Genomic DNA, 23,071 nt, shown 5'->3' on the forward strand with positions numbered 1-23,071 from the left:
CGGTCGTCCCGCCACCCGGACGGCCGCCCGCACGAAGGGCTACGCAGTCGGCGACACGCAGTTCGGGTCACGCCGTCCGCGGCACGCGGTCCGGCTCACGCGGTCCGCGTCAGGATCCGCAGCACCTCGAGCGTCCGCGGCGGCACGTCCGGGTCCTCCTCGTCGCTCACGGCCAACCGCACATGCGCGTCGCGGGCGGCCCGGACGGCCTCCGGCCACGCATGGTGGTCGAGGTAGGCGGAGACGGGCGCGTCCGGGCCGACCTGGTGCATGATGCGCAGCACGCGCAGCACGGCCGTGTCGACGAGCGCCGCCTCCTGCGAATCCCGGAATATCGTGCCGACGTATTTCTCGGCCGACCAGTTGTCCAGCCAGGTGTCCTCGACCAGCCGGTACACGGCGTCGGTGACGTCCCCGTACCCGTCGACGCCCGCCAGCCAGACATCACGCTGGAACGCGGGGTCGGAAAGCATGTGCAGCGCGGAGCGCACATTGCTGCGCCAGCGCCACCACGGCATGTCGTTCAGTGGCATGCCGCCCATGGTGGAGGAGCGACGGCCGCGACGGGAAGAGTTCTCCGAACCTTGCACGGTCACCGATCGTACGTTCCCTGCGAAAACCAGATCATCAGCCCCCGTAATTCACCTCAGCGTCACCCCTCGTTGACCAATGGTCACACCTGCATTAGTGATGTGACGGAATCGTGCGTGTCCATGACCGGCAGGCGACGCACCTCCTTTCTCCCTCGTCCCGTCAAGACCGCGGCGCTGTCCGCGGGGGCCCTGGCGGCGTGTGCGGCGCTCGCCGTCGGTTGCGGTGTCGTCCCCGGTGTCACGGGGGGCTCGGGGGACGACACCGTCACCGTCATGACCTGGGCACCGGAGAAGACCACGGCGACCAACGAGCCCGGCATGCCGGCGATGGCGAAGGCGTACGCACGCTGGGTCAACGCCGAGGGTGGCCTGAACGGCCGCAAGCTCAGGGTCCTGACCTGCAACGACCACAACGACACCGTGGATGCGGCGAAGTGCGCCCGGCGCGCCGTCAACGAGGGAGCCGTCGCGGTCGTCGGCTCCTACAGCCAGCACGCCAGCTCCTTCCTCTCCCCGCTGGAGTCGGCGGGCATCCCGTACATCGGCGGCTACGGCGTCACCGACGACGAGTTCAAGAGCGTCCTGTCCTACCCGGTCAACGGCGGCCAGCCCGCGCTGCTGGCCGGCCTCGGCGAGGAACTGGGCAAGAGCTGCGGCCCCGTCGCCCTCATCCGCCCCGACACCTTCGCCGGCGACCAGCTCCCGGTGCTGTTCGGCTCCGGCCTGAAGGCGGGCGGCCACTCGGCCGCCGCCGATCTGCGGGCGGACGAGGACGCCAGCGAGTTCGCGGGACAGGCCCGGCAGGCGCTGCGGCGGGCGAGCGCCGACCCGCTGAACAAGGGCTGTGTGGTGCCCGCGCTCGACGAACGCACCAACACGTTCATGGACTCCTTCCGGCGTCAGCGCGACGACTACCCGACGGTGCGCACCGCGTCCGTGCTCGGCAGCGTCGACCAGTCGGTGATCGACGCGACGGGCGGCGCGTCGGGGCCGTACGAAGGGGCGTACGTCACCGGCTGGTACCCGGTCGCGAGCGACGCGCGCTGGGGGCCGATGAAGAAGGTGATCCGCGAGCACGCCTTCGGCGACAACCGGATCGACCCGGCGGACGCGGGCGTGCAGACGACCTGGATCGCGTACACCGTGCTCAAGAAGGTCGTCGAGTCGCTCGACGGCGAGGTGAGCGCCCGTACCGTCCGGCGGGCCCTGGACGACGGCGTCAAGGTGGAGACAGGCGGCCTCACACCGAGGCTCAGCTGGCGCTTCGAGGACATGACGGCGGTCGTCGACTTCCCCCGCGTGGTCAACGCCGACGTCACCTTCCAGGTCGTACGCGAGGGCCGGCTGGTGGCGGCCCGGCGCGGCTTCGTCGATGTGTCGAAGGTCCTGGAGAGCAACGCGTACTGAGCCCCGGCGCCCGCAGACGCCGGCGCCCCGGGCTCAGAGCTGGGTGGGCTGCCGCTGGGTCAGGCCGTACGTGGACGCGATCGTGTTCCACAGCCCCGCGGCCTTGACCTTCTGGGCGCTGGCCGTGGTGCTCGCCCGGTTGCCGGCCACGGTCTGGCCGGTGGTGCGGGCCTGGCCCTTCTTGCAGCCCTTCTTGCCGTTGACCTGGTCGGCCCAGGCCGCGTAGTGGGTGTCGGCGGAGGCGGAGGCCTGCCAGGCGCTGGTCAGCGCGGCGGTCAGCGCGGCGTGGTTCGGGAGCTTGTCGACGGAGAGGCCGGACAGGCGGGTCACCAGGTCACCGCGCTGCTTGGCCGCGTCCCGCAGATCGCCGGCCGCCTGGTCGAGGTTGTTGCAGGTCCGCACGTTGCCGACCGCCTTGATCACGGAGTCGCGGCTGTTGCCGCTGTCCGCCAGGAGCTGGTCCAGCGCGACGGCCTGTTCCTTCGCCGGGTCGGCGGACGCCGACGCCGACGATTCCTTGGCCGGGGCGCTCGCCGACACGGGCTTGCTGTCGTCGCCCTTGCTCTCGCTGCCGCCACCGCTGCTCAGCAGCGCGCCCGCGCCGATGCCGAGCACGGCGATGCCCACGCCGACGGCGGCGATGAGCGGCACACGCGAACCGGTGCGGCCACCGCGGCCGCCCCCCTCGTCACCCGCGGCGCGCCGGGCGGCCGCGCGACCACCCGGCGCTCCCGGCGCTCCCGCGGCCGGCGGCTGGAACTGCGGCAGCTGCTGGGTGGACGACGCGCCCGCCGAGTCGCTGCGGAAGAGGTTGTCGAACTCGGCCGGCGGCTGCCGCTCGTCGGGCGCGCCCGGCCGTATCCCGTAGGACCCGGCGTCGGGCTCCGCGGGCACGGGCGGGAGGTACTGCGTGGCCTGCGCGTCGGGGTCGGCGGCCGGCCGGGAGCCGGCCTGCGGGCCGTGGCCGAGGAACTGCGTCGCGTCGGCGGACACCTCGGGCGGCAGCGCTCCGGGGGCGACCGGCGGAATGTACTGGGTGGCACCCTCGTCGACGGCCGGGACGGGCGGGAGGTACTGGGTCGCCCCCTCGTCCGGGGCCGCGGGCACGGGCGGGAGGTACTGCGTGGCCCCCTCGTCGACGGGCGGCAGCGGGGCGCCTCCCGGGACGGGCGGGAAGGCCTGCGCGCCCTCGGGGGGCAGCGGGCCGGCACCGCCGGTGCCGTGCGGCGCGGAGAACCCGGGCGCGGGCGCCTGCTGCGACTGCGGCTGGAAGCCGGAGTCGGGCGCGTACTGCGGCTGCGGCTGCGGCTGCGGCTGCGGCTGCGCGGGGAACGCGGAGCCGGCCGCCTGCTGCGGCTGCTGCTGATGCGGTTGCTGCTGATGCGGCTGCTGCTGCTGCTGTTGAACCGGGTACCCGGAGTCGCTGGGCTGCCCCTGCGGGCCGTCCCAGCCCGATCGCAGGTCCTGGGAGGCCTCCCAGGACGGCTGCGCCCCCGAGGTGCCCCAGTCGGGCGCGGGCGCGGACTGCGGGGGCTCGGGCGCCGTCCAGGGCTGTCCCGCGTCCGTGGGCGCGCCCCAGCCCGGCGCGGGCGGGGTCTGCCCCGGGCCGTCCGGGCCCCAGGGCTGACCCCAGGCCTGACCGCCCGCCGGGGCGGGCCGCTGATCGCCGGTCGTGCCCGGCAGGAGGGGCGCGCCACCGTCCGAGGGCAGCACGATGCCTTCGCGCGCGGGCCGCGCCGAGGGCTCCTCGCCCTGTCCACTCTGCGTCACCGGGACTCCTACGAATGGGGGACCTTCGGAATCGTCGGCTCACGCTACCGGGTCTCCACGACCCGATGCCACGCAGCACAGGACGAGACGTCCGCCCCTGTGACCGCGGTAACGAATCCGCCCCGCCGTGCGCTATACATGCCTCCTTCCGTCACCGGCGCACGCGTTTCCCCTCCGTTCACCTCCTCGCCGGCCGTACGTTCACGCCGCCGCCTGCAACTCCATGCGCGCCCCGAACTCCCGTACCACCGGCTCGTCCCGGTACGGCTCCAGGCGCTGCTGGAGGTCGTCCAGGTACTCCGCGCCGCGGTTCGACCGCAGGGTGCCGAGGAGTTCGACCGCCCGCAGCCCCGTGTGGCACGCCTGCTCCACCTCGCGCTGCTGCACCTGCGCTGTGGCGAGGAGCACATATCCGATGGCACGGCGGCGCGCCCGCGACTCGGGGTGCCCGGCCAGGGACTCCTCCGCGCGCCGCGCCGCCGCCTCCGCCTGTCCCAGGTCCCGGTGACAGTGCGCCAACTCGTCGGCCAGATACGCCTCGTCGAAGTGGGCGATCCACGCCGGGTCGTCCCCGGACGAGGGGTCCGCCGACTCCAGCGCCGTGACCGCCCGCCCGGACGCCACCTGGGCCGCCCGCGCGTCGCCCATCAACGCGTGCCCGCGCGCTTCCGCCGCGTAGAACATCGCCTCCGCACGGGGTGTCACGCGCCCGCGTGCCCCCTCCTGCGCCGCCCGCGCCAACTGCGCGATCTCCCGCGGGTTGCCGAGCTGAGCGGCCAGGTGGCTCATGGACGCGGCCAGCACATATCCGCCGTACCCGCGGTCCCCGGCCGCCTGCGCGAGCCGCAGCGCCTGGATGTAGTACCGCTGGGCGAGGCCCGGCTGCCCGGTGTCGATCGCCATGTACCCGGCGAGCTCGGTCAACCGTGCGACCGCCGCGAACAGTTCACGCCCGACCGCCTCGCGGTACGACCCCGCGAGCAGCCCCGAGACGACGCTGTTGAGGTAGTGCACGACGACCGGGCGCACATGCCCGCTGCCGTACGTGTGGTCCAGGTCCACGAGGGCCTGGGTCATCGCGCGCACCGCCGCCACGTCCGAGATCCCGACCCGGGGGCCGGCCGACCGCGCCACCTGCGAGTCCGGCACGGAGATCAGCCAGTCGCGGCTGGGCTCGACCAGCGCCGAGGCGGCGACCGAGGAGCCGGAGAGGAAGTCCCGGCGGCCGACGTCGCTGCGCCACAGCTCACACACCTGCTCGATGGCGCCGAGGACGGTCGGCGAGAACTGCAGGCCCACGCCGGACGCCAGGTTCTTGCCGTTGGCCATGCCGATCTCGTCGATCGTGACCGTGCGCCCCAGCTTGCGGCCGAGCGCCTCGGCGATGATCGCCGGAGCCCGGCCCCGTGGCTGCTGTCCACGCAGCCAGCGGGCCACGGACGTCTTGTCGTAGCGCAGATCGAGACCGTGTTCCGCGCCGCACATGTTGACCCGGCGGGCCAGCCCGGCGTTCGAGCAGCCCGCTTCCTGGATGAGCGCCTGGAGCCGTTCGTTCGGCTGCCTGGCTACGAGAGGCCTTGCGGCCATGGCGTACCCCCTGTGGCTGCGGTGCCTGCCCACGCACCGAGTTGACGTGTCCTCAGTGGCCGGTTCCCCGCCGGAACGAACAAAAGAAGTCGGCCATGAAGATCAATGCCCCGCGGACATACCGAAGATGCGAGACATGCGAGGATTGCCGGGGTAAGGACGCTTGCCCGACCCCCCACGTGGTTACCCACCGGCCGCTGTCGTTGCCCATGCGCGCCCCCACACGTGCATCCATGCGCCCCACGTGCGGAATCGATGCTCCTCCCCCGCGCACGCGCCGGCCGTAACCCAAGGTGACGGCTGGAGTTGAGTTCCTCGTGGAAGAGACCATCGCGGGGCCTCAGGCCGCCCAAATCCCGAAGCAGCGCGGCGAATCGCTGCAGGACACCGCCGTCCGCTACGCCGAGGAACGCCACTGGGACGTGTTCGCCGGGACCTGGCTGGAAGCCGTCGAGGGGGTGCCGCGCTGCTCGTGCGGGGACGCCGCGTGCGCCGTGCCCGGCGCGCACCCGGCGCGCGAGGACTGGGCCACGCAGGCGACGGGCAGCGCGACCGTCGCGCGCCGTATGTGGGCGAAGCAGCCGACCGCGTCGATCCTGCTGCCCACCGGGCGCACGTTCGACGCGATCGACGTGCCGGAGACCGCCGGCTTCCTCGCGCTCGCGCGCATGGAACGCATGGAGCTGACGCTCGGCCCGGTCACCTGCACACCGGACCGGCGCATGCAGTTCTTCGTGCTCCCCGGGGCCGCCGTGAAGATCCCCGACCTGGTCCGCAGGCTGGGCTGGCCGCCCGCCTCCCTCGACCTCGTCGCGCTCGGCGAGGGCATGTACGTGGCCGCCCCGCCCACCCGTTACGGCTCCCGGGGTGCCGTCCAGTGGGCCTGCCGACCGACGCCCGCGAACCGCTGGCTGCCGGATGCGGAGGAGTTGATCTCGCCCCTCGCGTACGCGTGCGGACGGGAACGATAGCCCTGCGGACCGCCTCGCACGCAGATCCGCATAGAACGATATGAGACGGTACGGGACTGTATAGACCCGTAAGGGCAGGTACAGGCAGGTACAGATAGGTACGGACAGGTACGGACCGAGCGGGTCGTCGGGGGCTTGTCGCGCCCGCTTCGCGAAGCCGCAGGATGTCCCGGCCACGCGCCCCTGAGGGGGCACACTCGCCCTTAGGGTGCCTACATGGCTGAGGGAGCAGTGGTGGATGTGCCCGCCGTACGCGTGCGGGGGCTCTGGAAGCGGTTCGGGGAGCAGATCGCCGTCGCGGGAGTCGATCTGGAACTGCCCGCGGGCCGGTTCGTCGGCCTCGTCGGGCCGAACGGGGCCGGGAAGACCACCACCCTGTCCATGGTCACCGGGCTGCTCCGCCCCGACCAGGGCGCCGTCGAGGTCGTCGGCCACGACGTGTGGCAGGACCCGGTGGCGGTGAAGGCCCGGATCGGCGTACTGCCCGAGGGACTCCGGCTCTTCGAGCGGCTCTCCGGACGTGAACTCCTCGGCTACACGGGCAGACTGCGCGGCCTGCCCGGCGTCGAGGTCGACAAACGGGCCGCCCAGCTCCTCGACGTCCTCGACCTCGCGGGCGCCCAGCACAAACTCGTCGTCGACTACTCGACCGGTATGCGCAAGAAGATCGGACTGGCCGCGGCCCTCCTCCACAACCCCGAAGTCCTCTTCCTCGACGAGCCGTTCGAAGGCGTCGACCCGGTCTCCGCGCAGACCATCCGCGGCGTCCTCGAGCGCTACACCGCCTCCGGCGCCACGGTCGTCTTCTCCTCCCACGTCATGGAGCTGGTCGAATCGCTGTGTGACTGGGTGGCCGTCATGGCCGCGGGGCGCATCCGCGCACACGGCCCGCTCGCGGAAGTCCGCGGCAGCGCCCCCTCGCTCCAGCAGGCGTTCCTGGAACTGGTCGGCGCGAACGGCCGCGCCGCCGCCACCGACCTCGACTGGCTGGGCGGCGGCGCCCGGTGAGCGCGGCCGACCCGACGAGTACGGCCGACCCGACGAGTACGCCCTCCCTGACCTCGGTCGTCGTACGGCTGAAGCTGTCGCTCCTCAGGAACGGGCTGCGGCAGTCCGCCGGGCGGCGGGCCGCGTACGTCACCTCCCTCGTCCTCGTCCTGCCCTTCGCCGGCCTCCAGCTGCTCGGCCTGATCGCGCTGCGCGGCACCACACACGCCCCCGCCGTCGCCGTACTGCTCGTGGCGGTCCTGGCGCTCGGCTGGGCCGTGATGCCGCTGTTCTTCCCGAGCGGCGACGAGACGCTCGACCCCACCCGCCTGGTGATGCTGCCCCTGCGCCCCCGGCCGTTGATCAGGGCGCTCCTCGCGGCCTCGCTGGTCGGCATCGGGCCGCTGTTCACGCTGTGTCTGCTGGCCGGTTCCGCGGTCTCGGTGGCGCACGGCACGGCCGCATGCGTCACCGCGGTCGTCGGCGTGGCGCTGGCCCTGCTGGGCTCCGTGGCGCTGGCCCGGGCCGTCGCCGCCGCCAACATCCGTCTGCTGAGCAGCCGCAAGGGCCGCGATCTGGCGGTGCTGAGCGGACTGGTGGTCGCGATCGGCGCGCAGCTCGTCAACTTCGGGGCGCAGCGACTGGGGTCGGCCGGCGGGCTGTCACAGCTCGACCCGGCGGCGGACGTACTGCGCTGGGTGCCGCCGGCGGCGGCGATCGGCGCGGTCGACTCGGTGAGCCGGGGCTGGTACGGGGCCGGTGTCGCCCAACTCGTGCTGAGCGCCCTGGCGCTGGTGGGCCTGCTCGCGCTCTGGTCGCGCAGTCTGACCAGGCTGATGACCTCGCCGGACGGGTCGACACTCCAGGCCGCCGAACCCGGGCGGGACAGGGCGGGGCGGTCCTCGGGGCTCGGCCGGCTGCTGCCCGCGGGCCGCACCGGGACCGTCATGGAGCGCAGCCTGCGCTATGTCTGGCGCGATCCCAAGACCAAGGCGGCCTGGGCGACGTCGCTGGCCATCGGGCTGATCGTGCCGGTGTTCAACGCGCTCCAGGGCACCGGCTCGATCTACTTCGCGTGCTTCGCGGCCGGAATGCTCGGCATCCAGATGTACAACCAGTTCGGGCAGGACACCTCCGCGTTCTGGATGGTCGCGATGACGATCTCGTCCACCCGGGACGCCTACGCCGAGCTGCGCGGGCGTGCGCTCGCCCTGCTGGTGATCACCCTGCCGTACGCGACGCTCGTGTGCGTCCTGACGACCGCGATGCTCGGCGACTGGCCCCGGCTGCCCGAGGTGCTCGGGCTGTCCTTCGCGCTGCTCGGGGCGATGCTGGCGACCGGGGCGTGGTCGTCGGCGCGCTTCCCGTACTCCATCCCGCAGGAGGGCTACAAGAACGTCGCGCCCGGGCAGGCGGGGCTCGCCTGGATCTCGATCTTCGGCGGCATGGTGTCGGCGGCACTGCTGAGCGCCCCCGTCATCATCCTGACCATCTGGCTGAACGTGGCCGCGGGCGGGGGCGAGTGGACCTGGCTGCTGCTGCCGGTGGGCGCCGCGTACGGCGCCCTGCTCACGCTGCTCGGACTCCGGCTCGCCGCACCACGGACGGCACGGCGGCTGCCGGAGATCCTGGCGGCGGTCAGCAAAGGATGACTCCCGGCGGCGGTCGGCAAGAGGTGGCCCCGGCGGTGGCCGCCGGAGTGTGGGCCGGGGCTTGTGCGGGCCGGTCGGACAGGTCCCGTGCAGGCCAGTCAGCCAGGACCCGTGCGGGCCGGTCAGCCACGGCCCGTGCGGGCCAGTCAGCCACGGCCCGTGCAGGCCAGTCAGCCACGGCCCGTGCGGGTCAAGGCGCCAGGACTCCGTCCAGGAACGGCTCGATCGCTGCGCGCCACGCCTCCGGCTGGTCGTAGTGCACGAGGTGGCCCGCCTCGGCCACCTCCGCGTACTGCCCGTACGGCAGCACCCGCACCATCTCCTGGGACTCGGCCCGGCCCAGCTCGCCGTCCAGGCCCCGGACCACCAGCGCCGGGCAGCGGACCTGTGCCAGCTCCTCCCAGTGCGCGTCGTACACCCAGGTCTGGCGGGACTTCAGCATCTGCTCCGGTTCGAAGACGGGACGCCAGCCGTCGTCGGACTCGTGCATCACCTCGGCGTAGAACTCGCCGCGCGACGGGTTCGGACGCTCCACCCAGGGGTCGTCCTCGCCGAACCACTTGCGTACGTCGGCCAGCGTGGCGAAGGGGACGGGCCAGGCCTTGAACCAGTCCTCCCACTCGCGCTGGGAGGCGGCACCGAGCGCGGACGCCCGCATGTCGCAGATGATCAGACCGCAGACCAGGTCGGGGCGCTTGGCGGCGAGCTGCCAGGCGGTCAGGGCGCCCATGGCGTGACCGATGAGGACGGTCGGGGCGAGACCCAGCTGTTCCAGGGCGGCCTCCGCGTCCTCGACGTAGGCCTCACGGGTGTAGGCCGCCTCTGGCGGCTTCCCGCTCTGGCCGTGGCCTCGCTGGTCGAGGGCGACGGCCCGGTGCCGCTCGGAGAGCCAGCGGGCGGTCGACGCCCAGTGTGATGCTCGGCCCATCAGGCCGTGCAGTAACAGCACGCCCGGCGTTCGCTCGCTCTCCCCGTTCTTGGGAGGATCGGCGAACTCCCAGGCCGCGAGGCGTACGCCGCCCGCACCGGTCACATCGATGCGCCGCACCATAGTCCTGGCACCCCCCTGGCTCCGCTCGGACCGCTCGCTCCCGCGTCGAGCCGACCGGTCCACCGCTGTCGTACGGCTGTCGTACGGCTGTTCTGCCGCTGTCGTTCCGCTGCTCCTGCTGGTTGCTGCTCACTGCTCGCGCCATTACTACTCGCGCCGGTTGTTACAGCGCGCGCCTCGCGGGGTTCGTCACCCTCATGCCCCCCACACCCCTCACGCTATCGAATAGCTATTCGAAAATGCTGCTTCTGGCGACAACACCCCTCGTTCGAGTGACCTCTCCCGGGGATTGTTCGCCGTCGCCGAGGGGAGATCTTCAACGGGGGGCGGACCGCTCGGGGAAAACGGTCCGCGGGGAATGACCCTGGGAGCTCGGGGCTCCGGGTCAGCACGGGGGAGGACAGGCCCCGGCGCCTTAGGGCGCCGGGGCCCTCGACACTTCTGCGGCGCATATGCCCGCCCCCTTCCCGCACAGGGACAGACTTGCACGCAACCCGGAGATGCGCTGCGATTCCGCACAGTCAACAGACGGTCAACTACGCGCAAAGCGCGGTCGGTTCGGACACCGGGAGCGTCCGATGCCGCCGCGGGCCGCCCCGGGTCAGCGCTTCGCGACGAAGACGTGGGAGGCCACGTCCGCCTCCAGCTCGGCCGCCTCGCCGCCGCTGCCCACGAGGACGCCGCCCGGCGACTCCGTCACGCTGACCACGGAGCCGGGCTGCACGCCCGCCCGCCGCAGCGTGTACATCAGCTGCGCGTCCGTCTGGATCGGCTCGCCGATGCGCCGCACGACCACGGTCTTGCCGTCCGCGCCCGGGTCCAGCTCGGCCAGCGACACCATGCCCTCGTCGAGGAACGGGTCCGCGCCGTCCTTCTCGCCCAGCTCCTCCAGGCCCGGGATCGGGTTCCCGTACGGCGACTCGGTCGGGTGGCGCAGCAGCTCCAGGACGCGGCGCTCGACCGCCTCGCTCATCACGTGCTCCCAGCGACACGCCTCGGCGTGCACCTGCTCCCACTCCAGACCGATCACGTCGACGAGGAGACACTCCGCGAGGCGGTGCTTGCGCATCACGCGCGTGGCGAGCCGCCTGCCCTCCTCCGTGAGCTCCAGGTGGCGGTCGCTGGCCACCGCCACCAGGCCGTCGCGCTCCATCCGCGCCACGGTCTGGCTCACCGTCGGCCCGCTCTGGTCGAGCCGCTCGGCGATGCGGGCGCGCATGGGGACCACGCCTTCCTCCTCCAGCTCGAGGATGGTGCGGAGATACATCTCCGTGGTGTCGATCAGTCCGGACATTCGTGCCCCTCGATTAGCTCTGCCGGAGACTCGACGGCTTCCGGCGCGTGCGCTGGCCCTGGATTCAATTCTGACGCATACCACTGACAACCGTGCCGCGCCGTCGCAACCACACGGTCAAGACCGCCTTCTGCGGCTGTACGGGCCCGCGGGCCGTATTGACAGCGCGCTGGTCCAGACCGCAACGTGATCCGCGACGCGTCGACGCTGACGAGACTTCGAAGGGGCTTCGCCGATGAGCGAGAGCAAGCTGGCCGAGCAGTTCCTCGACGCCGCGATCGGCCTGCTCCAGCGCGTGCGGGACGAGGACGCCGAGCCCATCGCGGCCGCCGGCACCCTCATCGCCGACACGGTCGCCGACGGGGGCCGCCTGTTCGCCTTCGGCGCCGGGCACTCCTCCCTCGCCGCGCAGGACCTCGTCTACCGCGCGGGCGGCCTGGCCCTGATGAACCTTCTCGCCGTCCCCGGCGTCGTCGGCGTCGATGTCATGCCGGCCACCCTGGGCTCCGCCCTGGAGCGCGTCGACGGCCTCGCGAGCGCCGTCCTCGACTCGAGCCCGGTCCGCTCCGGCGACGTACTGGTGATCATCTCGCTCTCCGGCCGCAACGCCCTCCCTGTGGAAATGTCGATGAACGCCCGTGCGCTCGGGGTCAAGGTCATCGGCGTGACCTCCGTGGCCTACGCCTCGCAGACCAGGTCACGCCACGTCTCCGGCACGTATCTGAAGGACCACTGCGACATCGTCCTCGACTCGAGGATCGCGGTGGGCGACGCGGAGCTCACCCTGGACACGATCGAGGCCCCCTTCGCCCCCGCGTCGACGGTCGTCACGACGGCTCTGCTCCAGGCGGTCATGGCCACGGCCGCGGGCACGCTGGCCGACCGCGGCATCGAACCCCCGCTCCTGCGGTCGGGCAACGTGGACGGCGGCCACGACTGGAACGACCGGGTGATGCGCGAGTACGGCGACAGGATCTTCTACCGCCGCTGAGGCCGAGTCCCACGCGCCGACCGGAGTCGGCGCGGGCCACCCCCTACCGCTCCCCCGCCGGCCCGGCCAGCCCGGCCAGCCCGGCCAGGTCCAACGCGGCGGCGATCCGTACCGCCACGTCCTCCGCGTACACCGCGTCGGCCCGCTCGAACTGGCTCCGCCCGGCCCCCCGCAGAAACGTCACCACCCCGAGCGTCCGCCCCCGGCTGCGCAGCACCGCGCACAGCGCGTGCACCGCGTCCCCGGGCCACTGCCGCGAGATGGCCCACTCCCGCGCCCGCTCCGCGTCGGACACCCCCGCGCTGGCCCGCACGGACCCGGCCCGCTCCACGCACTGCAACGCCGGATGCCCCTCCGCGTACCACACGGGCAGCTCCGCCTTCCCGACGAGCAGGCTCGGTCCGGGCGCCCCCGAGGGCGTGTCGGCGGCCCGTACGAGCCGCACCGGCGGTCCGTCCCCGTCCCTGTCGCCGTCCGCCACCGGGCCCCCGGCCACCCGGTCGATCAACGCGTGGTCCGCGAACCCGGCGAGCGAGAAGTCCAGATGGACGGTGGCCGCCTCCCCCGGGTCCTCGCACTCGGCGGCGGCCCGCGCGGCCCGGTGCAGCTGGTTGGTGCGGAAGCGCAGCAGCGCCGCCTCCTGCTCGGTCTGCTTGGCCTCGGTGATGTCCTGGAAGAGCCAGCCGACACCCAGGGGTACGGGCTCCTCGGCGAGCGGCGAGGCGAGCCGCAGGAACCCGCTGCGCCAGCACCGCCGCTTCTCGCCCTCGGCGGTCCGCACGCTCACCCACATCTCGGCGGGCGCGGGCGGCGCCCCTTCGGCGAGCACATGGGTCAGGGCGCTCTCCAGCTCCTCGACCCCCTGGGAGAGCAGGTCGCCCAGCGGCCGCCCGAGCACCGTCGTGCGCCCGGTGCCCAGCGCCCGCGCGGCATGCGCGTTGACCACCGCGGGCCGCAGGTCGGCGTCGACGAGCACGACACCCCAGCTCGCGTCCTCGAACAGCGCCTCACTCAGGGCGATGGACCGCTCGAGGTCGATCTGGGTGTGCACCTCACTGAAGGCGCAGTACACCCCGGCCGGCTTCCCGTCGGGCCCGTGCACGGCCGCGGACTGGGTCCGTACGAGCACCCGGCCGCCGTCCTTGGTGAGCAGCGCGAACTCGTGCACCTGACGGCCGGGGGCCTGCATGGCGGTCATCAGCCGCGCCTCGACGTCCTCGGCGTCGGCGGTCCGTACGGCCCAGCCGGCGAACCCCCGGCGCCCCACGGCCTCGGCGGCGGTCCAGCCGAGGATCCGCTCGGCCTCCCGGTTCCAGTGCGTCACGACGCCGTCGGCATCGAACGCGCACAACGCCGCGTCCATCCCGTCCAGGAGCGCGGCAAGCAGGTCCGCCCCGTCGGGCCCGTCCCGCTCGGGATCGGGCCCGTCGGGCCCCAGCTCGTCGGTGGTCCCACTACGCCGGGAAGCACTCACCTGGACCCCCTGCAGGCTGCGTCCGCACGTACGGCGCGTCAGTTCGCTCACTCGCCTTCATTCAACTGGAACGTGACCCAGCCCACATCCTGTTCCCGAAAGATTGGACGAAACGTTGTACGCCGGATCCCCTCCGCCGGAGCTCCTCCGCCGACTCTCCTGCCCGTGCCCCGGGAGCCCGTGCGGCAACCTTCGAAAAAAGCGCTTGAGCGATGCCCGATCGGTTCTTAGTGTGTGGTGTACACGAGAGAGGAGGTGGTTCGGCAGATGTATGCAAACCGGACGCGTGAGGTGGCTGCGGGCTAGCGGCCCGTCACCACATCCAGTGCGGTGCCGGACCAGCGCGTGACATCAGCGCGCAGCCGGCCCAATCTCCAGCAGTCACCCGACCCGCGAGCTCGCCGGTACGTCCGGCCGGCTCCTCCGCCGTCAGGCGCAGGAACCCGAGCTCGCGGGTCGTCTGCGTTCGTCGCCGTCTACGCCAGGCTCAGTTTTCCGGTGCGTTGGGCGCGCGACTCCCCGACCCGCAGGATCACGGCCGCGGCCGCCAGCATCAGGCTGCCGGTGAGGGGGAAGACCGCCCCGATCGCCTGGACCGCCGTCGGGAGCGCGAAGTGCGGGAGGCGGACGCCGGCGACGAACCAGAGGGGTGTAGTACGTCGTGGCCAGTTGCAGGATCGGCCAGACGAGCATCGAGAAGACCACCAGCGGGCCGGCCGAAGAGGCGGCGGTGCTGGGCTGACGAACCTTCCGGGGGGCGGCGGCGCTGGAGGCGGGGGCGTCGGTGGCGGCGCCCGCCGGGGGCCGGGGTCTCAGGGGCTGAGTCGCTCCACCCGCCAGGATCCGTCCGGCTCGGCCACGTAGCGCAGGCGGTCGTGGAGGCGGTTCCAGCGGCCCTGCCAGAACTCGACCGTCTGCGGGGCGATGCGGAAGCCGCCCCAGTTCGGCGGGACCGGGACCTGCTCGCCCTCGGGGTAGCGGACGCCCAACTGCTCGTACGCCGCGTCGAGCTCGGCGCGGGAGAAGATCACCGAGGACTGGGCGCTGGCCCAGGCGCCGAGCTGGGAGCCGTGCGGCCGGGTGCGGAAGTAGGCGGCCGTCTCGTCGCGCCCGGTCCGGCGCGCGAGGCCCGTGACGACCACCTGGCGGGCCATCGGATGCCAGGGGAAGAGCAGCGAGACGTACGGGTTGGCGGCCAGGTCGCGCGCCTTGCGTGAGTCGTAGTTGGTGTAGAAGACGAAGCCCTGCTCGTCGTACTGCTTCATCAGCACCGTGCGCGAACTGGGCCGGCCGTCGGCGTCCGCGGTGGAGACGACCATCGCGTTCGGCTCGTACACCACCCCCTGTGCGGCGGCCTGCGCGGCCTGCGCGAACCAGCGGGTGAACTGATCCATCGGGTGCGCGGCCAGCTCGGTCTCGTCGAGTCCCTCCAGCCGGTAGTGCTCACGCATCGCCGCGGGGTCGTGGATAGGGTCACGGTCGGTCACGTGGTCATCTTGCCGTACGCGCCATGGCATCCGGCGGGGTGTCGTTCATCACTGGGTGGCACTGAGTGCCGCACGCTCTCCCCAAAGGTGGCACTCGGGGATAAAGTGCTGCTGCCGCTCCGGTTGGGTGAGTGCCGACCGATCGGGGCATCACCGGGGTGAGATCGAGGTGACCGCTTCGGACCGCGAGTCTTCGGAGACGACCGTGGAGCCGGGAGCGGGAAACCGTGGGCCACCCCTGTAGACAGTTGCACACCAGCAGAGCGTTCCCGCCCGTCCCATACGTGTCGTGCCCATCCGAACCCGCCCGTCGCACACATCACGAGGAGCCGCCTGATGTCCGACTTCGTACCCGGACTCGAAGGAGTCATCGCGTTCGAGACGGAGATCGCCGAACCGGACAAGGAGGGCGGCGCACTCCGGTACCGGGGCGTCGACATCGAGGATCTGGTCGGCCACGTCTCCTTCGGCAACGTCTGGGGGCTGCTCGTCGACGGCGCCTTCAACCCCGGCCTGCCGCCCGCCGAACCGTTCCCCATCCCCGTGCACTCCGGCGACATCCGTGTCGACGTCCAGTCCGCGCTCGCCATGCTCGCCCCCGTCTGGGGCCTGAAACCGCTGCTCGACATCGACGCCGAGCAGGCCCGCCACGACCTCGCCCGCGCCGCCGTCATGGCCCTGTCCTACGTCGCCCAGTCCGCCCGCGGCCAGGGCCTGCCCATGGTCCCGCAGAGCGAGATCGACAAGGCGCACTCCGTCGTCGAACGGTTCATGATCCGCTGGCGGGGCGAGCCGGACCCCAAGCACGTGGCGGCCGTCGACGCGTACTGGACGTCGGCCGCCGAGCACGGCATGAACGCCTCCACCTTCACCGCGCGTGTGATCGCCTCGACGGGCGCGGACGTCGCCGCCGCCCTCTCCGGGGCCGTCGGCGCCATGTCCGGACCGCTGCACGGCGGTGCGCCCTCCCGGGTCCTCGGCATGATCGAGGAGATCGAACGGACGGGAGACGCCGAGGCGTATGTGAAGAAGGCTCTGGACAAGGGCGAACGCCTCATGGGTTTCGGCCACCGCGTCTACCGCGCCGAGGACCCGCGTGCGCGGGTGCTCCGCCGCACCGCCCGCGAGCTGGGCGCCCCGCGCTTCGAGATCGCCGAGGCGCTGGAGAAGGCGGCCCTGGAGGAGCTCCACAACCGCCGCCCCGACCGCGTCCTCGCCACCAACGTGGAGTTCTGGGCGGCGATCATGCTCGACTTCGCCGAGGTGCCGGCGCACATGTTCACCTCGATGTTCACCTGCGCCCGCACGGCCGGCTGGTCGGCGCACATCCTGGAGCAGAAGCGCACGGGCCGGCTCGTACGCCCGTCCGCACGCTATGTGGGCCCCGGTTCGCGCGGCCCCCAGGAGATCGAGGGCTACGAGGACATCGCGCGCTGAGTATTGGGGGACGGGCGTCCGTCCGCGCTGAGTACCGGGGGACGGGCGCCCGTCCGGGCCGAGTCCCCCGGGCGGGTGCCCGTCATCATGCGGGGGTGAGCAGCTCCGCGTGATGGCGGGCGGCGACCAGCGGGTGGGCGCGCAGCTTGCCCTTCAGTTCGTTGAGCCCGTACTCCGCGAACAGCGGGTTGGCGGGGTCGTCGGTGACTCCGGGCGCGGTGGAGGCGTGCGGGAAGGGCAGCGGCTCGACCCGCGCGTCCAGCCGGGGGTTGTAGAAGAAGGGCACGGAGAACCGCTCGGTGGCGCCGGGCGGGCTCACGACCCGGTGGTTCGTCGCGAGCAGATAGCCGTTGGTGGCGACCTCCAGCAGCTCGCCCAGGTTGACCACGAAGGCCCCCGGCAGCGGCGGCACCTCGTGGAACAGCCCGTCCTCGCGCTGCACCTGGAGCCCGCCGACCTGGTCCTGGAGCAGCAGGGTCAGGAAGCCGTAGTCCTTGTGCGCGCCGACGCCCTGGTCGGCGCCGTCGCCCGCGCTGCCCGGATACCGCACCAGCTTCAGATGCGGGTGGGCGTGCTCGCCGAAGACCGGGTCGTAGAAGCCGGCGGGCGCGCCGATGGCGGTGAGCAGCTCGTGCAGGAGCCGCTGGGCGACGGCGCTCAGCTTGTCGATCCAGGCCAGGGCCGCCGTGCGCAGCTCGGGCAGGGCGGCGGGCCACTGGTTCGGGCCCTCCAGCCACCAGTACGCGGGCTCGCCGGGGCCGGGTGTCCGTACGGGCCGCTCGGCGCCTATGTCGAGCTGGTCGCGCCAGTCGCGGCTGCCGCCGGTGCGCTCGTCGCCGGTGCGCGTGTAGCCGCGGAAGTGGGGCGAGTTGACGTTGTCGATCGCCAGCCGGTCGGCTTCGGGCAGCGCGAAGAATGCGTGCATGGCGCGCAGCAGCTCGTCGGTCTCGGCCTGGGTGACCCCGTGCCCGACGAGCTGGAAGAAGCCCACGTCATGGGCGGCGCTGTGCAGCTGCGCGTGGAGCAGCGCGCGGGCCTGCGGGCCTCGGTCGGCCGCGGAGAGGTCGATGATCGGGAGCTGCTGGTAGCGCTGGTACGACGGGGTTGTCGCCGTGTTCGTCATGAGGTGCGTCCGCAGGTGTACGGGGTGCCCGGGCGGCCGCCGAGGGGTGGGGCGGGGCCACGGGTGCCGGTGGAAGAGAGCAGAAAGCAGGCGAGCGAGCCGAAGGCTCGGGCACGCGAAGGGGCTGGGTCAGGCAGAGCGCCGACAGCCCATGCTCGTGACGCGCACGTAGTCCACGTGGCGGCGTCGAACGAGCATCGGAAGCATGGGCCAAGAGTACTGCGGAGCGGGCAGTACGGATGTGACCGGGGTCATAGCCGGGCGCAGGGCGCAATCCGTACACAGGTCGCGTCTCTGTACGGGTGCGGGTACGGGCACAACTACGCCTGCGGGTACGGGTACAGGTACGGGTACAGGTACGGGTCAGAACTTGCCCCACACGTACGCCGTGCGGTGGCCGTCGAGGAGGCGGGCTATGTCGGCGCGGAACCCGGACGTGAACTCCGGCCAGTTCCAGAACTCGAATCCGAGGTGGCCGAAGGCGAAGCAGTCGTCGTTCCACGTCCAGTCGGCGAGGGGGACCGGGTGCGCGCAGGCGGGGCAGGCGACCGTGGCGGCGCCGGTCGCGTGCCAGACCTCGATCGCGGCGGCGAAGCGGTCCCAGACACCGTCGGCCGCGCCCTCGTCCGACTCCGACCGGTCTTCGGCCCCGGCCGCGTCCTCGTAGTCCGCGCCGTCCGCGCCGTCCGCGTAGTCCTCGCCGGCCAGCTCCGTCGTCGCTCCGCAGCGCGGGCAGGTCACCGACTCCGGGCCGCCCTGGCCGGCGTCGAAAGCCGTACGCCTGGTGTGGACGGCGAGACCGTCGGACGGGTCCAGGTCGGGGTTCTCCCCCACCGCCCGCCGCCAGTTCGGCCCCGGCGGATGACCGAGCGGGCGGCCGAGGACGCAGTCGGTCCGCTCGGCCAGGACGATGCCCTCGGTCACGAGCCACTCGATCACGCGCGCGGCGAGCTCCGGTGCCTCCCCGGCGCTCGCGTCCAGGTCGACGATCGTCTGGAAGTGGTCCCCCATGGTCCTGCTCCCCGCTGTCCCTCGCAGTGCGTCACCGGATTCACACGTTACGTGCCGCCACTGACAACGCCCTTCGCGAGGAGGCGAGGCGGGCCCTCAGCCGAGCGTCTCCTCCAGCAGTGCCGCCCACTGCGTCACCACCCGGTCCCGGCGGCTCGCGTCGTCCGTGAGGAGGTTGGCGAGGCCGAGGCCGCGGGCCATGTCCAGCAGGCCCTGCACCGTCTCCCGTACGCCCGGCCGGGATTCGTCGGCGCCCAGCAGGTCGACGGCGATGCGATGGGTCTCGCGGCCGACGCGGGCCTCCAGCTCGGTGACCCGGGGCCGGAGCTGGTCCTCGTTCGACGCGGCCACCCACAGGTGCAGGGCGGCTCGGAACAGGGGCCCCGTGTACAGGTCGACGAGCGCGGAGACCACGGCGCGGCGGTCGGCGGCGCCCTCCGGGAAGAGCACCCGGAGCGCCGTGGAGCGCTCTTCGGCGACGTACTCGACCGCCGCCGTGAAGAGGTCCTCGCGGGTCGGGAAGTGGTGCTGGGCGGCGCCCCGTGACACGCCCGCGCGCTCGGCCACGACGGAGACCGTGGAGCCCGCCCAGCCGTGTTCGGCGAGGCAGGCCACGGCGGCTTCGAGGAGGCGCTGCCGGGTGGCCCGGCTGCGGTCCTGCTTGGGAACACGGTCGGCCGTGTTCACAGCGCCCATGCGGGGTCCCGTCGTTCGAGGAAGGCCGTCATCCCCTCGCGGGCCTCGGCAGTGGCGAACAGCCGTGCGGAGAGCGCGGTCAGTGCCGCGGTGTCCCGGTCGAAGGATTCCAGCACCCTAGCCGTGACCAGTGCCTTCGTCTCGGCCAGGGCTCCCGGGGCGGCCGCCCGCAGCCCGTCCAGGATCGGTGCCAGGGTCTCGTCCACGTCGTCGCCGGACGCCGTCAGCAGCCCGATGCGTACGGCCTCCGCCGCGCCGAAGCGCTCCCCCGTGAGGTAGTAGCGGCGGGCGGCCCCCGGCTCGAGGCGCGGCAGCAGCGGCATGGAGATGACGGCGGGCGCGACCCCGATGCGGACCTCCGTGAACGCGAAGGACGTCCCGGGCCCGCCGGCCGCGATGTCGCAGGCGCCCAGCAGGCCGAGCCCGCCCGCCCGTACATGGCCCGTCACGCGCGCGACGACCGGCTTCGGCAGCTCCACGATCCCCCGCAGCAGCCCCACGAAGGCCGCCGGGTCGGGCGGCTGCCTGAGGTCCGCGCCCGCGCTGAAGGTGTTCCCGGAGTGCGTGAGGACGACGGCGCGTACGTCGGGGTCCTTGCCGCACGCGGTGAGGGCGTCGGCGAGTTCGGTGACCAGGTCGGCCGAGAGCGCGTTGCGGTTGCCGGGCGAGTCCAGGGCGAGGGTCGCGATGCCCCGCGCGCGCGTGATGCCGATCAGAGTCATGAGTGCTCCCGCAGGTCTCGCAGCTGTCGTCGGAGGATCTTCCCGGAGGCGGCCCGGGGCACCTCGTCGAGGAAGGTGACGTGCCGGATCCGTTTGTAGGGGGCGACGCGTTCGGCGACGTACATCATCACCTCGCCCGCGGAGAGGTCGGCCGCGGACGGCTGGCGCACCACGTGGGCGTGCGGGACCTCGTTGTTGTCGTCGTTGTAGACGCCGATGACGGCGGCGTCCGCGATCTTCGGGTGGGTCAGCAGGAGCGCCTCCAGCTCGGCGGGGGCGACCTGGAAGCCCTTGTACTTGATGAGTTCCTTGACGCGGTCGACGACGAACAGCCAGCCGTCGGCGTCCACGCGCCCGACGTCCCCGGTGTGCAGCCAGCCGTCCTCGTCGATCATCGCGGCGGTGGCTTCCGGGCGCCCCAGGTAGCCCTTCATGACCTGGGGGCCGCGGATGGCGATCTCACCGGCCTCGCCGACGGGCAGGTCCTGGTCCGGGTCGTCGAGGGAGAGGATGCGCATCTCCGTGCCCGCGACGAGCTTGCCGACGGTCCCCGGGGGCGGGTTCACGGCGTTCAGCGGGACCACGTGGGTGCCGGGTGACAGCTCCGTCATGCCGTACGCCTGTCCGACCGGGGGCACCCCCAGGCGTCGCGAGCAGGCCGCGGCGGTGTCGGCGTCCAGGGGCGCGGCGGCGCTGATGACGTACTTCAGGGACGACAGGTCGTACTGCGCGACGGCCGGGTGCTTGGCCAGCGCGAGGACGATCGGCGGGGCGACGTACAGGTGGGTGATCCGGTGTTTCTCGATGGCCGCGAGGAACGTGTCGAGGTCGAAGCGGGGCAGTACGACGACCGTGGCGCCGAGCCTGAGGGGCGCGTTCATGAGGGCGGTCAGGCCGTAGATGTGGAAGAAGGGCAGGACGGCGAGGATGCGCTCGCCCGGCCCCGTCGGCACGGCCGGTTCGAGCTGGGCGAGGTTGGTGGCGATGGACCGGTGGGTGAGCATCACGCCCTTGGGTGTGCCGGTCGTGCCCGAGGAGTACGGGAGGGCCGCGACGTCCTCCGCGGGGTCGATGTCGACCCGCGGCTCGGGGGCGGCGGTGGCCAGCATGTCGATCAGTGAGCGGTGCCCGGGCGCGCTGTCGCAGACGAAGATCTCCCGGACGCCGCCCGCGAGTTCGGCCGCCCTGCGGGCGGTGTCCAGGAGCGGCGACACGGTGACGATCCAGCGGGCGGAGCAGTCGCTCAGCTGCTTGGCGAACTCCTCCGCCGTGGCGAGCGGGTGCACGGTGGTGACCGACGCGCCCGCGCGCGTGGCGGCGTAGAACGCCGTCGGGAAGGCGATGGTGTTCGGGCTGTGCAGGGCGAGGACGTCGCCCTTGCGGACGCCCGCCTCGGCCAGCGCCGCGGCGATCCGCCGGTGGAACCGGTCCAGTTGTTCGTACGTGAGGGTGGTGCCGTCCACTGCGTCGACGAGGGCGGGTGCCTCCCCGAACTCCGCGGCCCGGCCCAGCACCGCCTCGTGGATGGGGAGTTCGACGGGCGGGACGTCTGCGTACTCGCTGCGGAACACGGTTCCTCCTCGTACGGCTCGGCGTGTGTCGATACGTCGTACGGCTCGGATGGTCTCAGTAGGACTTCGGCAGGCCCAGGGTCTGGTGGGAAACGTAGTTGAGGATCATCTCCCGGCTGACCGGGGCGATCCGTGCCACGCGCGAGGCCGTGATGAGCGAGGCGAGCCCGAACTCGCGGGTGAGCCCGTTGCCGCCGAGGGTGTGCACGGCCTGGTCGACGGCCTTCACACAGGCCTCGCCGGCCGCGTACTTGGCCATGTTGGCGGCCTCCCCGGCGGCGACGTCGTCCCCGGAGTCGTACAGGTGGGCGGCCTTCTGCATCATCAGGCGGGCCAGTTCGAGGTCGATGTGGGCCTGGGCCAGCGGGTGGGCTATGGCCTGGTGGGCGCCGATGGGCTGCTTCCAGACGCTGCGGTCGCGGGCGTACTCGACGGCCCTGGAGAGCGCGAAGCGGCCCATGCCGATGGCGAACGCGGCCGTCATCACGCGCTCCGGGTTGAGGCCGGCGAACAGCTGGAGCAGACCGGCGTCCTCGTCGCCGACGAGCGCGTCCGCGGGCAGCCGCACATCGTCGAGGGTCAGTTCGAACTGCTTCTCCGCGCCGTGGAGTTCCATGTCGATCGGCCGCCGCCCGAAGCCGTCCGTGTCGCGCGGGACGATGAACAGGCAGGGCTTGAGCCGGCCCGTGCGGGCGTCCTCCGTGCGGCCCACGACGAGGGTGGCGTCGGCGATGTCGACACCGGAGATGAAGACCTTGCGGCCGCTCAGGATCCAGTCGGTGCCGTCCCGGCGGGCGGTGGTGGTGATGCGGTGGGAGTTCGAGCCCGCGTCGGGTTCGGTGATGCCGAAGGCCATGCTGCGGCTGCCGTCGGCGAACCCGGGCAGCCACTGCTGTTTCTGGGCCTCGGTGCCGAAGCGGGCGATGACCGTGCCGCAGATCGCGGGCGAGACGACGAGCATGAGCAGCGGACAGCCGGCGGCGCCGAGCTCTTCGAGGACGATGGAGAGTTCCGCGATGCCGCCGCCTCCGCCCCCGTACGCCTCTGGCAGGTTGACTCCGAGATAGCCGAGCTTGGCGGTCTCGGACCAGAGTTCGTCGGGGTAATCGCCTTCGGCGACCACGCGGGTGAGGTACTCGCGTCCGTAGCGCTTGCCGAGGGCGGCTACGGCGGATCGGAGGGCCTGGTGCTCTTCGGTCTCGATGACTCGGGTCATGAAGGCTCCTGGGGTGAGTGCGGGACGTCTG

The 23,071-nt window shown here is 72.5% G+C and carries 19 protein-coding genes; 6 read left to right on the forward strand and 13 right to left on the reverse strand.

From position 1 onward, the window contains the following. Positions 1–95: 95 nt before the first annotated feature. A complete protein-coding gene (locus GTY58_RS20120) occupies positions 96–596 on the reverse strand; it encodes a hypothetical protein (RefSeq protein WP_010985278.1) in 501 nt (166 codons plus the stop codon). Between the two features lie 117 nt (positions 597–713). Here GTY58_RS20120 and GTY58_RS20125 point away from each other — a divergent pair, with 117 nt between their 5' ends. Continuing rightward, the gene (locus tag GTY58_RS20125; protein ID WP_010985279.1) at positions 714–2,000 is read left to right on the forward strand and encodes an ABC transporter substrate-binding protein; all 1,287 of its coding nucleotides are present in this window, start codon (positions 714–716) and stop codon (positions 1,998–2,000) included. 33 nt (positions 2,001–2,033) lie between these two features. On the opposite strand, the gene GTY58_RS20130 is transcribed toward GTY58_RS20125, so the two are convergent. Together GTY58_RS20130 and GTY58_RS20135 are read right to left on the reverse strand one after the other, a co-directional pair. Further along, positions 2,034–3,770, reverse strand: a complete 1,737-nt coding sequence (locus tag GTY58_RS20130) for a hypothetical protein (protein ID WP_037644694.1) — start codon at positions 3,768–3,770, stop codon at positions 2,034–2,036. A gap of 201 nt (positions 3,771–3,971) precedes the next feature. Beyond that, complete coding sequence (locus GTY58_RS20135) at positions 3,972–5,357, reverse strand: hypothetical protein (RefSeq protein WP_010985281.1); 1,386 nt, start codon at positions 5,355–5,357, stop codon at positions 3,972–3,974. Between the two features lie 317 nt (positions 5,358–5,674). Here GTY58_RS20135 and GTY58_RS20140 point away from each other — a divergent pair, with 317 nt between their 5' ends. The 3 genes from GTY58_RS20140 to GTY58_RS20150 all read left to right on the forward strand — a co-directional run bounded on the left by GTY58_RS20140 (position 5,675) and on the right by GTY58_RS20150 (position 8,967). Then, positions 5,675–6,328, forward strand: a complete 654-nt coding sequence (locus GTY58_RS20140) for a bifunctional DNA primase/polymerase (RefSeq protein ID WP_010985282.1) — start codon at positions 5,675–5,677, stop codon at positions 6,326–6,328. A gap of 216 nt (positions 6,329–6,544) precedes the next feature. Then, positions 6,545–7,336, forward strand: coding sequence for an ABC transporter ATP-binding protein (locus GTY58_RS20145; RefSeq protein ID WP_010985283.1), 792 nt, complete (start codon positions 6,545–6,547; stop codon positions 7,334–7,336). Beyond that, positions 7,333–8,967: a hypothetical protein gene (locus GTY58_RS20150; RefSeq protein WP_010985284.1), complete on the forward strand. Its 1,635-nt coding sequence runs from the start codon at positions 7,333–7,335 to the stop codon at positions 8,965–8,967. The genes GTY58_RS20145 and GTY58_RS20150 overlap by 4 nt, the downstream gene beginning before the upstream one ends. Before the next feature lie 190 nt (positions 8,968–9,157). On the opposite strand, the gene GTY58_RS20155 is transcribed toward GTY58_RS20150, so the two are convergent. Together GTY58_RS20155 and GTY58_RS20160 are read right to left on the reverse strand one after the other, a co-directional pair. Further along, entirely contained in the window at positions 9,158–10,018 is an 861-nt protein-coding gene (locus tag GTY58_RS20155) for an alpha/beta hydrolase (protein ID WP_037644693.1), read from the reverse strand. Positions 10,019–10,619: 601 nt separating this feature from the next. After that, positions 10,620–11,312: a metal-dependent transcriptional regulator gene (locus tag GTY58_RS20160; protein ID WP_010985286.1), complete on the reverse strand. Its 693-nt coding sequence runs from the start codon at positions 11,310–11,312 to the stop codon at positions 10,620–10,622. Positions 11,313–11,547: 235 nt separating this feature from the next. Between GTY58_RS20160 and GTY58_RS20165 the strand changes: the two genes are divergently transcribed. Next, positions 11,548–12,303, forward strand: coding sequence for an SIS domain-containing protein (locus tag GTY58_RS20165; protein ID WP_010985287.1), 756 nt, complete (start codon positions 11,548–11,550; stop codon positions 12,301–12,303). 43 nt (positions 12,304–12,346) lie between these two features. Here the strand turns inward: GTY58_RS20165 and GTY58_RS20170 are convergent, their stop codons facing one another. Further along, entirely contained in the window at positions 12,347–13,777 is a 1,431-nt protein-coding gene (locus GTY58_RS20170) for a PAS domain-containing protein (protein ID WP_010985288.1), read from the reverse strand. 812 nt (positions 13,778–14,589) lie between these two features. Continuing rightward, positions 14,590–15,264 (reverse strand): pyridoxamine 5'-phosphate oxidase, encoded by a 675-nt coding sequence (gene pdxH / locus GTY58_RS20175; RefSeq protein WP_010985289.1) that lies wholly within the window; start codon positions 15,262–15,264, stop codon positions 14,590–14,592. 336 nt (positions 15,265–15,600) lie between these two features. Between pdxH and GTY58_RS20180 the strand changes: the two genes are divergently transcribed. Beyond that, positions 15,601–16,701 (forward strand): citrate synthase 2, encoded by a 1,101-nt coding sequence (locus tag GTY58_RS20180; protein ID WP_010985290.1) that lies wholly within the window; start codon positions 15,601–15,603, stop codon positions 16,699–16,701. A gap of 85 nt (positions 16,702–16,786) precedes the next feature. Here GTY58_RS20180 and GTY58_RS20185 read toward each other — a convergent pair whose 3' ends face one another. The 6 genes from GTY58_RS20185 to GTY58_RS20210 form a co-directional block, all read right to left on the reverse strand. After that, on the reverse strand, positions 16,787–17,824 hold the full coding sequence (locus tag GTY58_RS20185; protein WP_010985291.1) for a 2-oxoglutarate and iron-dependent oxygenase domain-containing protein: 1,038 nt from the start codon (positions 17,822–17,824) through the stop codon (positions 16,787–16,789). 363 nt (positions 17,825–18,187) lie between these two features. Beyond that, positions 18,188–18,835: a hypothetical protein gene (locus tag GTY58_RS20190; protein ID WP_010985292.1), complete on the reverse strand. Its 648-nt coding sequence runs from the start codon at positions 18,833–18,835 to the stop codon at positions 18,188–18,190. Between the two features lie 96 nt (positions 18,836–18,931). Further along, on the reverse strand, positions 18,932–19,531 hold the full coding sequence (locus tag GTY58_RS20195) for a TetR family transcriptional regulator (RefSeq protein WP_010985293.1): 600 nt from the start codon (positions 19,529–19,531) through the stop codon (positions 18,932–18,934). Beyond that, on the reverse strand, positions 19,519–20,253 hold the full coding sequence (locus GTY58_RS20200; protein WP_010985294.1) for an enoyl-CoA hydratase family protein: 735 nt from the start codon (positions 20,251–20,253) through the stop codon (positions 19,519–19,521). The genes GTY58_RS20195 and GTY58_RS20200 overlap by 13 nt, the downstream gene beginning before the upstream one ends. Next, positions 20,250–21,824, reverse strand: coding sequence for a 4-coumarate--CoA ligase family protein (locus GTY58_RS20205; RefSeq protein WP_010985295.1), 1,575 nt, complete (start codon positions 21,822–21,824; stop codon positions 20,250–20,252). The genes GTY58_RS20200 and GTY58_RS20205 overlap by 4 nt, the downstream gene beginning before the upstream one ends. 55 nt (positions 21,825–21,879) lie before the next feature. Continuing rightward, positions 21,880–23,040 (reverse strand): acyl-CoA dehydrogenase, encoded by a 1,161-nt coding sequence (locus GTY58_RS20210; protein ID WP_010985296.1) that lies wholly within the window; start codon positions 23,038–23,040, stop codon positions 21,880–21,882. Positions 23,041–23,071: the final 31 nt, after the last annotated feature.

This window comes from Streptomyces sp. SID5469 (assembly GCF_009862865.1).
GTDB lineage: Bacteria > Actinomycetota > Actinomycetes > Streptomycetales > Streptomycetaceae > Streptomyces > Streptomyces avermitilis.

Bases quoted from the DNA above. Each gene is read 5' to 3' on its own strand.
- GTY58_RS20125 (WP_010985279.1), top strand. From the start codon at position 714: ATGACCGGCAGGCGACGCACCTCCTTTCTCCCTCGTCCCGTCAAGACC.
- GTY58_RS20135 (WP_010985281.1), bottom strand. From the start codon at position 5,357: ATGGCCGCAAGGCCTCTCGTAGCCAGGCAGCCGAACGAACGGCTCCAG.
- GTY58_RS20145 (WP_010985283.1), top strand. From the start codon at position 6,545: ATGGCTGAGGGAGCAGTGGTGGATGTGCCCGCCGTACGCGTGCGGGGG.
- GTY58_RS20155 (WP_037644693.1), bottom strand. From the start codon at position 10,018: ATGGTGCGGCGCATCGATGTGACCGGTGCGGGCGGCGTACGCCTCGCG.
- GTY58_RS20160 (WP_010985286.1), bottom strand. From the start codon at position 11,312: ATGTCCGGACTGATCGACACCACGGAGATGTATCTCCGCACCATCCTC.
- GTY58_RS20165 (WP_010985287.1), top strand. From the start codon at position 11,548: ATGAGCGAGAGCAAGCTGGCCGAGCAGTTCCTCGACGCCGCGATCGGC.
- GTY58_RS20180 (WP_010985290.1), top strand. From the start codon at position 15,601: ATGTCCGACTTCGTACCCGGACTCGAAGGAGTCATCGCGTTCGAGACG.
- GTY58_RS20185 (WP_010985291.1), bottom strand. From the start codon at position 17,824: ATGACGAACACGGCGACAACCCCGTCGTACCAGCGCTACCAGCAGCTC.
- GTY58_RS20190 (WP_010985292.1), bottom strand. From the start codon at position 18,835: ATGGGGGACCACTTCCAGACGATCGTCGACCTGGACGCGAGCGCCGGG.
- GTY58_RS20195 (WP_010985293.1), bottom strand. From the start codon at position 19,531: ATGGGCGCTGTGAACACGGCCGACCGTGTTCCCAAGCAGGACCGCAGC.
- GTY58_RS20200 (WP_010985294.1), bottom strand. From the start codon at position 20,253: ATGACTCTGATCGGCATCACGCGCGCGCGGGGCATCGCGACCCTCGCC.
- GTY58_RS20210 (WP_010985296.1), bottom strand. From the start codon at position 23,040: ATGACCCGAGTCATCGAGACCGAAGAGCACCAGGCCCTCCGATCCGCC.